This is a genomic window from Pseudaminobacter soli (ex Li et al. 2025) (genome assembly GCF_003012705.1).
Lineage (GTDB): Bacteria > Pseudomonadota > Alphaproteobacteria > Rhizobiales > Rhizobiaceae > Pseudaminobacter > Pseudaminobacter soli.
Genome location: NZ_PXYL01000010.1, coordinates 89500 through 102607, shown reverse-complemented (window position 1 = coordinate 102607; position 13108 = coordinate 89500). Strand labels below are relative to the sequence as shown.

Below are 13108 nucleotides of genomic sequence, written 5' to 3'. Positions count from 1 at the left end.
CATCCTGCGGTCTGGGAGCCTCGGCTTTGCCCATCGGTCGCGGCACCTCTTGGATCGGCGGCGCGATGCCGCCCTCAGAAGATCCCAGCCTAGCACCGCGAAGCCCGAACCGACTTTCCGACGATGGAGGTATGCGCCTAAGCCTTGGCACCCCATAGGGAGAAGGCGCGATGACAAACTATCGATGCGCCCCAACAGTGATGTCCCATTGGACGAAATGACGACTGAAAATGCCCGGTCCAGAGTGTCGACCGTGTCATCCGCTCGACCCGTGAGAGTTCCATGCGACAATACTGGGCCATCAATGGCCGCTTCCTTGCGCAGAATCTGACGGGCGTTCAGCGCTACGCCCGGCAGATAGTGACCGAGTTGGACCGGCTACTCGCAAACCATTCGGAGATCGGCCGCAGCCTCAACCTGGAACTTCTGGTGCCACCCGACGCGGTGCTCGATCTGCCCTTGTCGGTCATTTCTATGCGCACCGTGGGGCCGTTGAGGGGACATTTGTGGGAGCAACTCGTGCTGCCGGCCAATCTCCATGGCAGGGGGCTGCTCAGCCTGTGCAATACTGGCCCTGTACTGGCGAACAGGCAGATCGTCTGCATCCACGACACCAACACGCGCAACTACCCAAAAAGCTATTCGCCGGCATTCCGCGCGCTTTATCGCGGCCTGATTCCCGCCATTGCCCACAGGGCCGAGCTCGTCGCGACGGTTTCCCATTATTCGGCGGGCGAGCTCGTCAGGCATAATATTTGCCAACGCGACAATATCCTCATTGCACCCAACGGGCATGAGCACGCGCTAGAATGGCGGCCAAAGCACTCCGATGCGACACGGCTGGCGGCCGGCCCCACCACGATCGTGCTTTTGGGCAGCGCCGCGCCTCACAAGAACGCCCGACTGATCATCGATATGGCTGGCATGCTCCGCGCCGAAGGCTTCAAGATTGCCATCGTAGGCGTCTCCGATCCACGCGTCTTCAAGCAAGCCGCCTTTGAGAGCGCAGCCAATGTGTTCTGGCTCGGCCGACTTTCAGATGCCGAACTTGCCGCTCTGCTGCGGGATTCGATGTGCCTTGCCTTCCCGTCGTTCACCGAGGGTTTCGGACTGCCGCCATTGGAGGCCATGGCGCTGGGATGCCCGGTGGTGGTGTCCGATCGCGCCAGCCTGCCCGAGATCTGCGGCGACGCCGCGCTCTATGCCTCGCCGGACAATGCAGCCGAATGGCTCGACCGCTTCATGGCCCTAAAGTCGTCTCCGACGATGCGGCGCGACATGGTTGAACGCGGGCTCGCACGGTCTTCCCACTATCGTTGGAAACGCTCGGCGGAAGTTTATCTGCACGCGATGTGGAAGGCCGCAGGCCTGCCGGTGGCAGAACTGAGCCGGCACCTCAGCGGTTCCGATCACGCCGTTTCGGCATAAGGCGACCGCACACTGCCCAGCGCATCCCCGAACTCGCGGTCGAAACGCTCCTCCGAGAAACGCAGGCTGTTGTGCCAGCAGGACTCGGGCGTTATCTCGCCGCTGTTTTCCTCAAAGCGGTCAATGGCGTCCCTGAGGCTTGCAACAGTCTGCCTGTCGAACAGCACGCCCGTAGGTTTCTCCGTAGCCCCAAGCCGCCTGACGATATCGGCAGCGCCGCCACGGCCGAATGCGATCAGCGGGGTGCCGCAGGCCTGGGCCTCCGCAAGCGCGATGCCGAAGTCCTCGCAGCCGGCAAAGACCATGGCCTTGGCTTGGGCGATCGTCCGCACATAATCCTTGCGCGCAAGAAAGCCGGCAAAAGTGACATTCGGCCCAGCCAGCGCGCGCAGCCTGGCCGACTGTTGCCCCTCCCCGACCACAACCAGCCGCCGGGAGGGCATTTCGTTGAAGGCCTGGATGACGAGATCTGTTCGCTTGTAGGGCGCCAGGAAAGACGCCGATACATAATAGTCGTCCTTATCCTCGACATAGTCGAGCTCGCCGAGCGATACCGGCGGAAACACTACTCTCGAGTCACGGCCATAGATGCGCTTGATGCGTGTTCGCACATAGCTGGAATTGGCCAGCATCAAATCGGGCCCATGCGCGGTTCTGGTGTCCCATTCCCGCAGGCGATGGAGCATATAGCGGAAAAGCGTGCCTTTGAGCCCAAAGCCCAGTTTTCCCTGTTCTAGATAGGAGAATTGCTCGTCCCAGGCGTAGCGGGCGGGGCTGTGCACATAGCACAGATGCGGCTGATCGGGTCGGGTGATGACGCCTCGTGAAAACGCCGCCGAAGAGCTGATAACCGCATCATAGCCGGTGACGTCGAATTGCTCGATCAGGAACGGGCAAAGGAAAAACAGGGCACGGTAGTACCTCCTGACCATGGGTAGCCTGTTGGCTGCAGAGGCATGGAATTCCACGTCGTAAAAATATTGGTGCTTCACGGCCTCGGGCAGGAAGTCGAACAGCGTGAACACCTCCGCGTTCGGGAGCTGGCTGCAGATTCGCGCCAGGACACGCTCGCCGCCCCTGAAGTCCGGACACCAGTCGTGAACCACGGCGATCCGGCTGTTGCGGTCGATACCGGCCACGCTTGCGGGAGAAGACGGCGTTGAGAGATAGCGGTCCGCAGTTTCCAGTTGGGCCGGACTGGTGTGTCGCATAGGCGTTTCTCGAATTCCTCGTCCATGCCAATGTCGATTTGCGGCTGATCCCCTACAAGCTGACCAAACGGGTGCCTGCCCGACCCGCCTCAAGGCGTCGAGCACACGATCGAACCCACGACATACTTCCTTGGAAGTATTGGCGGAAACATCCGACCCTTTTGTACAGGCTGTGATCCTCCGGCCCCGCGACTAGGCTTAGCAGAACCGGTCTGTCCGATGCGGCGGCGCAACGGCATTGGACCGTTGCATGGGATTGCGCATGAGACTTGTGGTGGCGATACCGACGCTTGGCCGTAGCGAGCAACTCACCCGTTTGCTTGCCCATCTCGAGCGTCAGTCGCGGCTGCCGGACCAGGTCGTCATCGCCGCCCCCGACGCAAGCCATGTCGGCTCTGTCCAAAGCGCCCGGTTTCCAGTGCGCGTGATATTCGGGAAAAAGGGGCTGACCGCCCAACGCAACAACGTGCTCGAACATGTGGCCGGGCAGTTCGACATCGTCACCTTCTTCGACGACGACTTCGTGCCTGCGGACGACTATCTCGAGCGTGTCGAAGCCTCGTTCGCGACCCATGACGACTGGGTGGTGGTCATGGGTCACGTGATCCTGGACGGGGCCCGCAATGCCGGCGTCACCTGGGAGGATGCGATGGGCGCTCTCGACAGGGCCAAGGCCGATCGGGGTGCCGTGACCCGCATTGCCAACCATGTCGGCGCCTATGGCTGCAACATGTCGATCAGAGAGGCCAGCATCGGCACGCTCCGCTTCGACGAACGCCTGGTGCTCTATGGCTGGCAGGAGGACATCGACTTCACCAGCCAGCTCAGGAAGGTAGGCCGCGTGGTCGGGGTTTCCTCGATCGTCGGCATTCATCTCGGCATCAAGTCAGGACGCCTCAGCGGCGTCCGCTTCGGCTATTCGCAGGTCGTCAACCCCGTCTACCTGATCAGGAAGGGATCGGTTCCGGCGAGTTTCGCGCTTCCCCTGATGCTACGGAACATCGCTGCCAACATCGTCCGCAGCATGCGGCCCGAGCCCTACATAGACCGCCGCGGCAGACTGCGGGGCAACCTTCTTGCCATGTCCCATCTGGTGATTGGGCGCATTCAGCCCGAGTACATTCTGGAAATCTAGGAGCTTCGCGTGAGCACTCAGCAACCCTCCAACATGTCTGCGTCGGATTCGGCAAAAGCCCGACGATTCCGCAATACACTTGCCGCTCTGACCCTGTCGCTGGTTGCCAGCGCGCCAGCGCTGCACGGGGCCATGGCCGCGGAATACCTGCTGGGTCCGCAGGACAAGGTGCGGCTGAAAATATACGAATGGCGGGCATCGAAGGACACCATCTTCGAATGGACCGCCCTGAACGACCAGTTCACGGTCGGCGCCGACGGCACCCTGTCGCTGCCTTTCGTCGGCGAGATCGATGCGGCCGGCTCGACGCCCGGCGCGCTCGGCACGGCGATCGGCAACATGCTCATGACGCATATGGGGCTCGGCCGGCCGCCGAATGTCGCGGTCGAAGTGGTGCAGTTCAGGCCGTTCTACGTTTTCGGCGACGTCAAGAACGCCGGCGAGTTTCCCTACCGTCCTGGCCTGACCGTCCTTCAGGCTCTCAGCATAGCCGGTGGCCTCAGGACCAGGGAAGACGGCACAGGCAGATTGGCGCGCGAGGTCATCTCCGGCAGGGGCGACCTCAGCCTGCTGACGCTCGCCGGCATCAACCTCATGGCGCGCAAGGCGCGGCTCGAAGCCGAGTTGAACAGTGCCGACGAGATCGCCTTTCCCGAGCAGCTGACAAAGCGCACTCAGGACAGCGCTGCGACCATGGCGATGGAACAGGAGCGCCTGATCTTCAAGGCACGCCAGGACGGAATGAAGACGCAGATACAGGCCCTTGGCGATCTGAAGGACTTTCTGGCCAAGGAACTCCAGGCTCTGGAAGAGCAACTCACCCTCTATGACAAGCAGATAGAGCTGGTCGAGAAGGAACTGACCGGCGTGTCCTCACTCGTCAGCAAGGGCCTCACGGCTGCGCCCCGCGAAATGTCGCTGGAGCGGACGCTGGCCCAGATCCGCAGCGACCGGCTGGCCGCGGAAACAGCGGTCTTTCGTGCCCGCCAGGAGATCAGCCGCGCCGATATCTCCGCACTGGAGGTGAAGAACAAGTATGCGACGGAGGTTTCGGAGACCTTGCGCGAAACGCAGGCGCAGATGAATGAGATCTCGCGCAAGGCCCAGACCGCCGTGCAGATGCTGCACGATTCCGAGGTGACGACACCGCGCCTGCTCGCGCAATCGCGCGGCGACGAGGCTCAGCCGATCTATACGGTCGTTCGCCCGATGCAGGACGGAACGGCATCGGAAATCGCGGCCACCGAGACCACGGCTTTGCAGCCGAGCGACACGCTCAAGATCAAGATCCCGCTTTCGACGATCGAAGAGGACTCTCTCGCCATATTGAGCGACAGCAGCTCAGAACTGCCGGCGAGGAGAGCCGAAGCAACAACCACGTCAACGCAGACACAGTGATCGGGGCGGCCGCACCGCAATCTCCGTAGCGATCTTGGCGGCCGAGTTTCCTGGCCAGTTTCTGGGCAGATCTTGGCCAGTTCATAGAGCATGCTCTTCTCGCACGACGCGTCCGAACTCAACGCGACCAGAAAATCTCTCACAGTCGATTGAGTAACGCTTGCAAAAGCAGTCCAGCCAGATTTCACTCCAACCAAGGGCTGTTTCGATGCAGAACGGCGCGACAAGACAAATCACTGGGGAGATGACACGCGTGCTATGGAGCCTTGTTACGGTTGCCGCAGTTGGCTTCCTGCTGGGGCTCAAATTCCGCGTCCCGGCACTTCTTGCCGCTTCTGTCGCGACGGCCGTTGCAGCCGGGTTCCTGCTTGAAGGACCGATGCTGCCGAGGATCCTGTTTCCGCTGTTGGTGCTGCAGTGTACCTATCTGGCCGGGCTGATCGCCGGCGATCGGTGGCGTCGGCGCGGTAGCCTCCGCAGATAACTCGATCACGAGGCTTCGTCGAACCGCATCACGGCAAAGATCGTGCGGACCAGGATGACGGCGTCTGCCCACAGCGACCAGTTGTTCACATATTTGCTGTCGAGCGCAACGCGGCTGGGATAGTCGGTTCGGCTTCGGCCGGTCACCTGCCAGAGCCCCGTAAGGCCGGGCCTCGCGGAGAGATAGTCGGCGGCATTCGGACCATAGCGGGGAAGCTCTTCGGCCACGATGGGACGCGGGCCCACACAGCTCATCTCGCCCTTCAGAACATTGAACAGTTGCGGCAGCTCGTCGATGCTCGATTTACGCAGCAACATGCCAAAGGGAGTGATGCGCGGGTCACTCTTGAGCTTCCTGTGCTCCTTCCATTCCTTGGCAGCCTCGGGGTTCGATGCAAGGTGCTGGGTCAGCACTGCGTCCGAATTGGCGACCATCGTTCGGAACTTGTAGCACCTGAAAGAAGCGCCGCCGAAGCCGATGCGACTGTGAGAGAATATTGCCGCACCCCCGTCACTCAGCTTCAAGATCAGCGCGACGATAACCATGATCGGCGAGGCGATTGCCAGGGCGCAGAGGGCGATTGCGATGTCAGCCGCCCTCTTCAGCTTTCCCCCGATGGGCGCAGGCGGTGATCCGGCAGTCGTCCGCGCGACTGCATCCGGGTTCGGGGCGAGCCCAGCCTCGGAAGCGGGCAGCTGACTAGACATCTCACCGCCGGTGCCCGCGGCGTCCGTGACCTGCCGCTGCGAGCCGAGCCCCCTTCCCAACCGCTGGCTGCGATCGTGAAGGAAGGAGCGGCGGCGAGATGATTTGCCAACAACGTTTACTGACATGGGCGTCACATCCACTCGCTAACTGGCTCTAGCTTCCAGCGTCGGCCGCGCGGGCGCAACAGCCGCAAAGGTTGTATTGAAATCTGCCACTACCTACCCTCTGAGCCAAAGGTATTAGCCACTCACCCAGCATGCGACACGGAGGATGTAGCCGACGCGTGGCGTCGTCGAGGTTCCGGGAGGATGGATTTCGCTTTGATCGCCAGCTGACCTGAAAGGCGCTCGGAGGCGTCGCGATCAGCAGATTGCGGATGGGTGCTTCAGCGAGCAGTCTGGCGTCGCCTGGAGCCGTTCTTGGCCCGCGCGGAACGCACATTGGTCATAACCGCGCCGATTACCAGCGTCTTGCTGGCATGCATCGTCCGGACCAGTTCGCCGAACAGATCGGAAGGCGTCGCTCCCCACTCCGAGACCAGCAGAACGCCGTCAAGACAGGTGGCGATGGCAAGCCTGTCGGCGCCGACGGTCAATGGCGGCAGATCGACGATGATCATGTCGTAGCCCTGCAATTCGGGCAGAACGGCGCGCAGGTTCCGCGGCGTGAGCAGGTTTTTCGCGTCGACGACCGAGCTGGACAGAATGTGAACCCTTCCATTGCTGCTCTGTGCAATGTTGTCAAAGATCGACCAGCCTGCCGCCTGATCCGGATCGACAGCGCCAAGCAGCCCCTGGCTCAAGACCGAATGGAATATATCGGTATCGATGACGAGGACACGGTCGCCGCACATGGAGTGCAGCATTGCAAGATTGCTCGCGAAGGAGCTCTTCCCATCGGAGGGCAAGGACGACGCGACCCCGATGCATTTCAGGGGGCGCCCGGGATCGTGCAGATCGATGGCGGTTTTGACCCGCCTGAGACCGACGCTGTATTTCGACGCCGGCAGCGTGGTGATCGCGTCGAGCTTGGCACCTCTGGCCGGAATCGGCGGCAACTCGCCTATGCACTCCAGGCCAAAATCCTCGCGTAGTTGCTGGGGGGAACGGATGCTTCGATCCAGCGTAAGGCGCAAAAAGGCAACTCCCAGTCCCAACATCAAGCCGCCCAAGCCCGCAAATGCATAGACAAGCTTGCGCCGCGGGTCGCTGGCCACGAGCGGCCGTGTTGCCTTGGTGATCACGCGCGCATCCGCCACCGGATACGACTGCTGGCTGACCGAGTTGGTATAGGCCTGCAGAAAGCTCTCATACATCTTGCGGTAGGTATTCGCGGTCACCTCGAGCTCCTCCAGTGTAGGAGCATTCGTGCTGGCCTCGCCGCCTGAGCCATTGGAACTCTCATCGCCGACGCCATAGTCGTGTTTGGCCCGGAACTCCTGTTCGATTTTTGTGGCGGCGTTCATCTGCGTCCGCAATTCGTTCAATCGCTGCTCGAGCCAGTTGCCTCCCTCGCGAGCGGAGGTGAACTTCATTTCCAACTGTTCGCGCACGAAAGCATCGGCCGTCGCATTGGCGACATTTGCCGCAGTCTCGGGATCGAGCGCACGGAAGGAGATGGCAATCGCATAGGACACGCCGACTCGGCGCACATCAAGCCCCGCAGTATAGGCCCCCATCGTCATCCGATCGCGCTGGAAATCCGACAGACTCTTCAAGTCATCCGCATGTGGGAAGCGGCTCAGCCCCCATCGCTCGGCAAGCTTTTTCACGCGCTCCAGGAGGCCAAGATTCTGCGACCTGTTGAAGACCGGGTCATCCTTCAGCTTCAACTGGTTGATCACCATCGTTGCGATCTTCTCGGACTGCATGACGGCGATCTGGCTCTCGATCTGAGCCGTGTCGAGCGTGAGGTTCAGTTCGGCCTGCTGCTGAAGCAATTGCGGCATCTTCGGTTCGATGAGCAACTGCGTCTGGGCCGTGTAGACCGGATCGGTTGTGGCTATATAGAACCACCCAAGAAACAGGGCGCACAGGATGAAACCCAGAATTGTGCGGAGATATTGCCTAAGGAACAAAGCAATATCAGCGAGGCCAACGAAATCGCCCTCGGGTTTCGCGCCTCGGTCGAATGCGCTTTGCCAAGAGGTGGGCAGACGACGGTCCATCGACAGATCCAAATTCGAATACCGGAGGCGGCCGCAGTCCCTCCCGTGGGGCCCGTGTCAGCCGGCGGCGGTCGCAGCCGCACTTTCAAGCGCGAATGCGCAGTGCAACCTCATCGGCAAGGCACCCATGTAAGCTTAGTCCGGGGAAGCGCGAGGTAAACGCAGCCAAATGAGGTAGGATGTTTATCCAGGCGCTTGGTCAGCCGAGGTAAGACCATGGCCCCTTGCAGCCCAAGATCTGTCCCTCGGCCTGATCGAAGCTGGCCGGGGCCGGACATCCTTTCGATAGAGAACTATGTCCTTTGGGCCGTGGCGGGCATCGGCGGCGCTGGAAGGTAATCACCTTCGATCGCCCTTGCGCTCCGGCGCGCGCGGGCCCTGGTCGCCGATATGACCGCAAGGGCGATGAAGAAGATCATACCCGGGTCGGCGGTTCCGCTGGCCAGAGACCCGCCAACAATTCCAGCCAGCGCACAGGCCTGAACGCTCGACACGACTGCATCCGTCTCGGGGTCAACCCAAGCCCTCACCCCGTGCAAGCCGCGGAGCACGACGAAGAGCAACGCTGCCACCATCGCTGTTCCAAGGAACCCCAGTTGTGACAAGACGGCGATGGGCCAACTGGACGCGCGCGAACTGCCGAAGCCTATGCCGAGCCCTTGCGTATCAGTTAAGGCCTGCAGGCTCTTCATGTTCCAATAGGTGCGCTCCTGCCCCGAACTCGAGGCGGCCTTGTCGAAGACCACCGAATCCAAAAGGCGCGCAAAAGGTTCAAAGAAGCGATGGTTGTAGAGCGTGACCGCCAGAACCACCAACAACACAACCACAAGGGCAGCGACGATCTGCAAGTCGCTTTTCTTCACCCGGTTGCTCAACACGGCAATCAGCAGCGAAATGGCAACCGGAACTACAAGTATCGTCAAGCCGCCATAAGCGGTGCTGGAGGTGGAGAGGAGGATCAGCGCGAGCAAGACAAGGGTAAGCCACTTGGCCGGCGCCCAATCCGTCCTTCGCCAATAGGTGTATGCGAAACCCAGGCAGCCCAGGGATGCGCCAGCGAAGGCCGACGCTTCCGAATAGGCTCCGGCAATTCGAAAGAAACCCGATTGGCCGACATTGGTGAGCATCGCGTAGCTGGCGGTGCGGATCGGCTGCAACACATCGCCGGCTCCGGCGATCTTGCCCAACAGATCGAGCATCCCCATCGACGCGTGCAGCACGCATAAAAAGAGGAACCCGCGTCTTATCTGGTCCATGCGGTCCGAATGCAGAAGCAGGACACAAAGCGCGATTGTGACCAGGCCGCCAAGGACAAAATAGGCCGTCTGCGATATGTTGGCCGAAACCGGTTCCAAGGCCGATTCAACGACACCCTGCCTCAACTGCGATTGAACGAAAACAGTTGTTTGGCCGGCAAATAGACGTGGCAGAAGCCAGCACCCGACCACCGCATAGACCATCAGGCAGCAAAGCACCCAAAGCGGCCTCACCTGGCCAAAGACCGTGCCGATTTCGCGCCAGATCAGTCTTCTCGCTGCGACCGAGACGATCAGCAGGATAGCGAAATAGGTGTAGATCAGCGGCGAGGAACCGCCCAGTGAGGAGATCGCCACCACCGCCGTCGCGCCGAACGCCAAGGAAGCAATCAGGCTGACGATCAGCGCACCGCGGGCCAGGAAGCCGGCGGTCAGGACTGCAAAACATACGATCAGTCCGATAATGGAAAACTGCATCTGCCAACCTGGGCGCGCCCTGCGTCAGAACTCGATCGCTTGCTCATCTGCTCATGGCAGCGAGTGCTTTCCAAGCAGCTCAAAAGCGGTACCCGCTACCCCTCCCGACGGGATTGCCGCGGCAAAATCGCTTCAGCGCAGGGTGGAGTCGAGCAGGCGCGCGTCATGGAAGGGAATTTGGTCCGCCCGGTTCACGGTGGCTGGGACAGAGCTGCGCCCCCTCGCCCGCGAATTGACACGGGCCCGAAACCGCGCATGGTTTTCGGGCCCGCGCCTTGCACAATACTGTGGTTCCTTGCCAGTTCTGGCAGGCAAGGTGATCATCAAGACGGCGGATCAGGCCTATCTGAGCCAGCTGCCCGACTTACCGACGACGGGTGAAGGAAAGTCCCCCGGGAAGAGGTCATTGATCTTGTAGGCGACCTCTGTTCGGTTCGTCGCCTTGAGCTTCTTCATGATATTGCGGATGTGCACCTTCACGGTACTCTCCCGCAAATTGAGCTCATAGGCGATGATCTTGTTGGCTTTCCCGCGCCGCAGGGCCTCCACCACCTCCGCCTGGCGCAGCGTGAACATGCCGCCCATGGGTGGCGTGCTTTCGCCGCCGGATGCCAGCGTCTGCCTTACGGCCAGCACGCTGCTGGCGGGGACGAAGGTGCCCCCGGCCATTGCCAGGCTGATCGCCTCGACACACACGTCGATGCCGACAGATGACGGGATATAGCCCCGCGCACCGTATTCCAGCGCCTTTAGGATCTGGGACAACTCATCGGTGTCGGCCAGAACGATCACCGGTGTCGTTGCGAACTCTGACGCCAGCTTGGCGATCTCGCGCGCCACATCCGGCTCGGAGATCCTGCGCCCGCCAACATTGAGCAGGATTGCCGCCAAAGGCGGATACTCCGCCTCCTTTCGCCTCCACTCTTCGATGGACCCGAACGCCAGTACTTCCATCTCCTCCTTATGGAGGGCGATGCTGCGCGCGAAGCACTCTCGATCGAGAGCGCGATTGTCGATGATTACAAGCGAGCGAGCAGACTGTTCCACACCATCGGGAGCATCAGTGTCATTGGAAGCCGTCGCTATTTTCGACGCGGTCAATCCATCCACAACGGTAGGCGACAAGTTTATCGACTTATAGCTTCCGTTGACGGACAAATGACCGCCATTTGTAGCTGCTGAACTTATCATGTTTTCACCCCACTCGTGCATCTGTGGATGTGTCATTCAAATACGACACCGGAGATGCACTTCCCACGCTTGACTCAATACTAAACAAAACGAGCGAAAAACTTAGTTCTGGATGATCCAAATCGTTTCGGACTTGTCCGAACGTATAACGTCATTCAACTCCGAGGGTATGCCTCATCCATATGCCGAATATACACATATTGGTGGCGACGATACTGATCCATGTTAATGGTTTGTTTACTATCTTTCTGAGAGTAAATATCGATATCTAGATCGCTCAAATTGAACTCACTCGAAAAACCACAGGCGAATTACTTGTAACAGAAATTTTATCTATACTATTTTTCGTGTATCTTTTTCTAAACCAGAGCCAATGCGGCCAAATTAAACTCAGAACCATTCAAGGATATATTTTCTACCCGATCCAGAAATCGGGACGGGCGCCATCCTAAATAAAAAGCACTACATCCGGACACAACTTCAGCGCGCCTGCTGGCCCAAGCTTTTCATCCCTGGCCCAAGAGGCAGCCGCTAGGCGACGCGGGTTCGGCCTTGATGAAAGTGCGCCCGAAGACGACACAGAACCTACACCGTTGCTCGAATTCCCCTAACCGGGGAGAAGCGACCGCTGACAATGCCCGCTGACAAAGGCGGACATTACACACCACGATCTATTCTTTATCACTAATATTTAATTTGCCTCAATTTTACCAACAATTGTATAGATCATATATATGATTTATATAAGTCTTAGTGGCATTGATAATAGTTGGATATATTTCCCGGCATATACAAATCTTGATAGGCAAGCAGACAGATATGCTGGGGTAACTCCAAAGTTAAGCGCGCAGACACTTCTGCTGACTCGGTCCTAATCGAACGATCTGACAGACAGGATGATGCCAAACCAATGAAGCTGATGCCTTCGCAGGTAGATGCACTGTCCCGGAAACTTTCAGCATTCATGCAGCTGAAACCGGAGGATGCCGCCGCATTGGAAAAGCTTCAGGGTCCGCGCACCCTGGTCAGCGCCGGCAAGGAAATCGTCTACGAAGGCCAGCACCGCCACGCTGCCTATGTTCTCCGCGAAGGCTGGGCCTATTCGTACAAGCGGCTGCACGATGGGGCGCGGCAGATCATCGACGTCCAGATCCCCGGCGATTTTCTTGGCGTGCGCAGCCTGCTGCTCCGAACCTCCGATCAGAGCTTCGTCGCGCTGACGGATATAGAAGTTAGCCGGATCAATACCGAGCGGCTCTGGGAAATCTTCCACGGCACACCGCGCCTGGCGCTGGCTTTGCTATGGGCAGCCTCGCGCGACGGCGCCATGGTGGTGGAGCACCTTGTCAGCATCGGCCGACGCGATGCCCTGACCCGAACGGCACACTTTCTGCTCGAGCTTGGCGTGCGCATGAAGCTCATCGGCCGCGGAACCGCCGACAGCTACAGTTGCCCCCTTTCGCAGAGTATCCTGGCCGACGCGCTCGGCCTGACCGCCATTCACCTGAACCGGGTCCTGCGGCAACTGCGCGAAGCGAACCTTTTGGTTTTTCGCGAAGGCGTGGTCACCTTCCTCGACCGGGAGGCACTGGCCGAGATCACAGGCTTCGACTTCACCTATCTCGACCAGAATATGCCGGCGTCGAAATAATT

General features: G+C 59.9%; 10 protein-coding genes. 5 read left to right on the top strand and 5 right to left on the bottom strand.

Features of this window, described 5'->3' with window-relative positions:
- Positions 1-282: 282 nt before the first annotated feature.
- Entirely contained in the window at positions 283-1428 is a 1146-nt protein-coding gene (locus tag C7I85_RS19280) for a glycosyltransferase family 4 protein (RefSeq protein WP_106725641.1), read from the top strand.
- Here the strand turns inward: C7I85_RS19280 and C7I85_RS19275 are convergent.
- Positions 1410-2639, bottom strand: coding sequence for a glycosyltransferase (locus tag C7I85_RS19275; RefSeq protein ID WP_106725640.1), 1230 nt, complete (start codon positions 2637-2639; stop codon positions 1410-1412). The genes C7I85_RS19280 and C7I85_RS19275 overlap by 19 nt on opposite strands.
- A 262-nt stretch (positions 2640-2901) precedes the next feature.
- Here C7I85_RS19275 and C7I85_RS19270 point away from each other — a divergent pair, with 262 nt between their 5' ends.
- The 3 genes from C7I85_RS19270 to C7I85_RS19260 all read left to right on the top strand — a co-directional run bounded on the left by C7I85_RS19270 (position 2902) and on the right by C7I85_RS19260 (position 5656).
- Positions 2902-3774, top strand: a complete 873-nt coding sequence (locus C7I85_RS19270) for a glycosyltransferase family 2 protein (RefSeq protein WP_106725639.1) — start codon at positions 2902-2904, stop codon at positions 3772-3774.
- A 9-nt stretch (positions 3775-3783) separates the two neighbouring features.
- Complete coding sequence (locus C7I85_RS19265; protein WP_245445010.1) at positions 3784-5172, top strand: polysaccharide biosynthesis/export family protein; 1389 nt, start codon at positions 3784-3786, stop codon at positions 5170-5172.
- 253 nt (positions 5173-5425) lie between these two features.
- Positions 5426-5656: a hypothetical protein gene (locus tag C7I85_RS19260; protein ID WP_146148899.1), complete on the top strand. Its 231-nt coding sequence runs from the start codon at positions 5426-5428 to the stop codon at positions 5654-5656.
- A 5-nt stretch (positions 5657-5661) separates the two neighbouring features.
- Here the strand turns inward: C7I85_RS19260 and C7I85_RS19255 are convergent, their stop codons facing one another.
- The 4 genes from C7I85_RS19255 to C7I85_RS19240 all read right to left on the bottom strand — a co-directional run bounded on the left by C7I85_RS19255 (position 5662) and on the right by C7I85_RS19240 (position 11395).
- Entirely contained in the window at positions 5662-6489 is an 828-nt protein-coding gene (locus C7I85_RS19255; RefSeq protein WP_245445009.1) for a sugar transferase, read from the bottom strand.
- A 260-nt stretch (positions 6490-6749) separates the two neighbouring features.
- Positions 6750-8531: a polysaccharide biosynthesis tyrosine autokinase gene (locus C7I85_RS19250; protein ID WP_106725736.1), complete on the bottom strand. Its 1782-nt coding sequence runs from the start codon at positions 8529-8531 to the stop codon at positions 6750-6752.
- 293 nt (positions 8532-8824) lie between these two features.
- Complete coding sequence (locus tag C7I85_RS19245; RefSeq protein WP_106725636.1) at positions 8825-10264, bottom strand: hypothetical protein; 1440 nt, start codon at positions 10262-10264, stop codon at positions 8825-8827.
- 342 nt (positions 10265-10606) lie between these two features.
- Positions 10607-11395, bottom strand: a complete 789-nt coding sequence (locus C7I85_RS19240; RefSeq protein ID WP_428832880.1) for a LuxR C-terminal-related transcriptional regulator — start codon at positions 11393-11395, stop codon at positions 10607-10609.
- Between the two features lie 1024 nt (positions 11396-12419).
- Here C7I85_RS19240 and C7I85_RS19235 point away from each other — a divergent pair.
- Complete coding sequence (locus C7I85_RS19235) at positions 12420-13106, top strand: Crp/Fnr family transcriptional regulator (RefSeq protein ID WP_210203061.1); 687 nt, start codon at positions 12420-12422, stop codon at positions 13104-13106.
- Positions 13107-13108: the final 2 nt, after the last annotated feature.

Excerpts from the sequence above, each read along its gene's own strand:
- C7I85_RS19270 (WP_106725639.1), top strand. The coding sequence starts at position 2,902 with ATGAGACTTGTGGTGGCGATACCGACGCTTGGCCGTAGCGAGCAACTC.
- C7I85_RS19235 (WP_210203061.1), top strand. The coding sequence starts at position 12,420 with ATGCAGCTGAAACCGGAGGATGCCGCCGCATTGGAAAAGCTTCAGGGT.
- C7I85_RS19250 (WP_106725736.1), bottom strand. The coding sequence starts at position 8,531 with ATGGACCGTCGTCTGCCCACCTCTTGGCAAAGCGCATTCGACCGAGGC.
- C7I85_RS19245 (WP_106725636.1), bottom strand. The coding sequence starts at position 10,264 with ATGCAGTTTTCCATTATCGGACTGATCGTATGTTTTGCAGTCCTGACC.
- C7I85_RS19280 (WP_106725641.1), top strand. The coding sequence starts at position 283 with ATGCGACAATACTGGGCCATCAATGGCCGCTTCCTTGCGCAGAATCTG.
- C7I85_RS19255 (WP_245445009.1), bottom strand. The coding sequence starts at position 6,489 with ATGTCAGTAAACGTTGTTGGCAAATCATCTCGCCGCCGCTCCTTCCTT.
- C7I85_RS19275 (WP_106725640.1), bottom strand. The coding sequence starts at position 2,639 with ATGCGACACACCAGTCCGGCCCAACTGGAAACTGCGGACCGCTATCTC.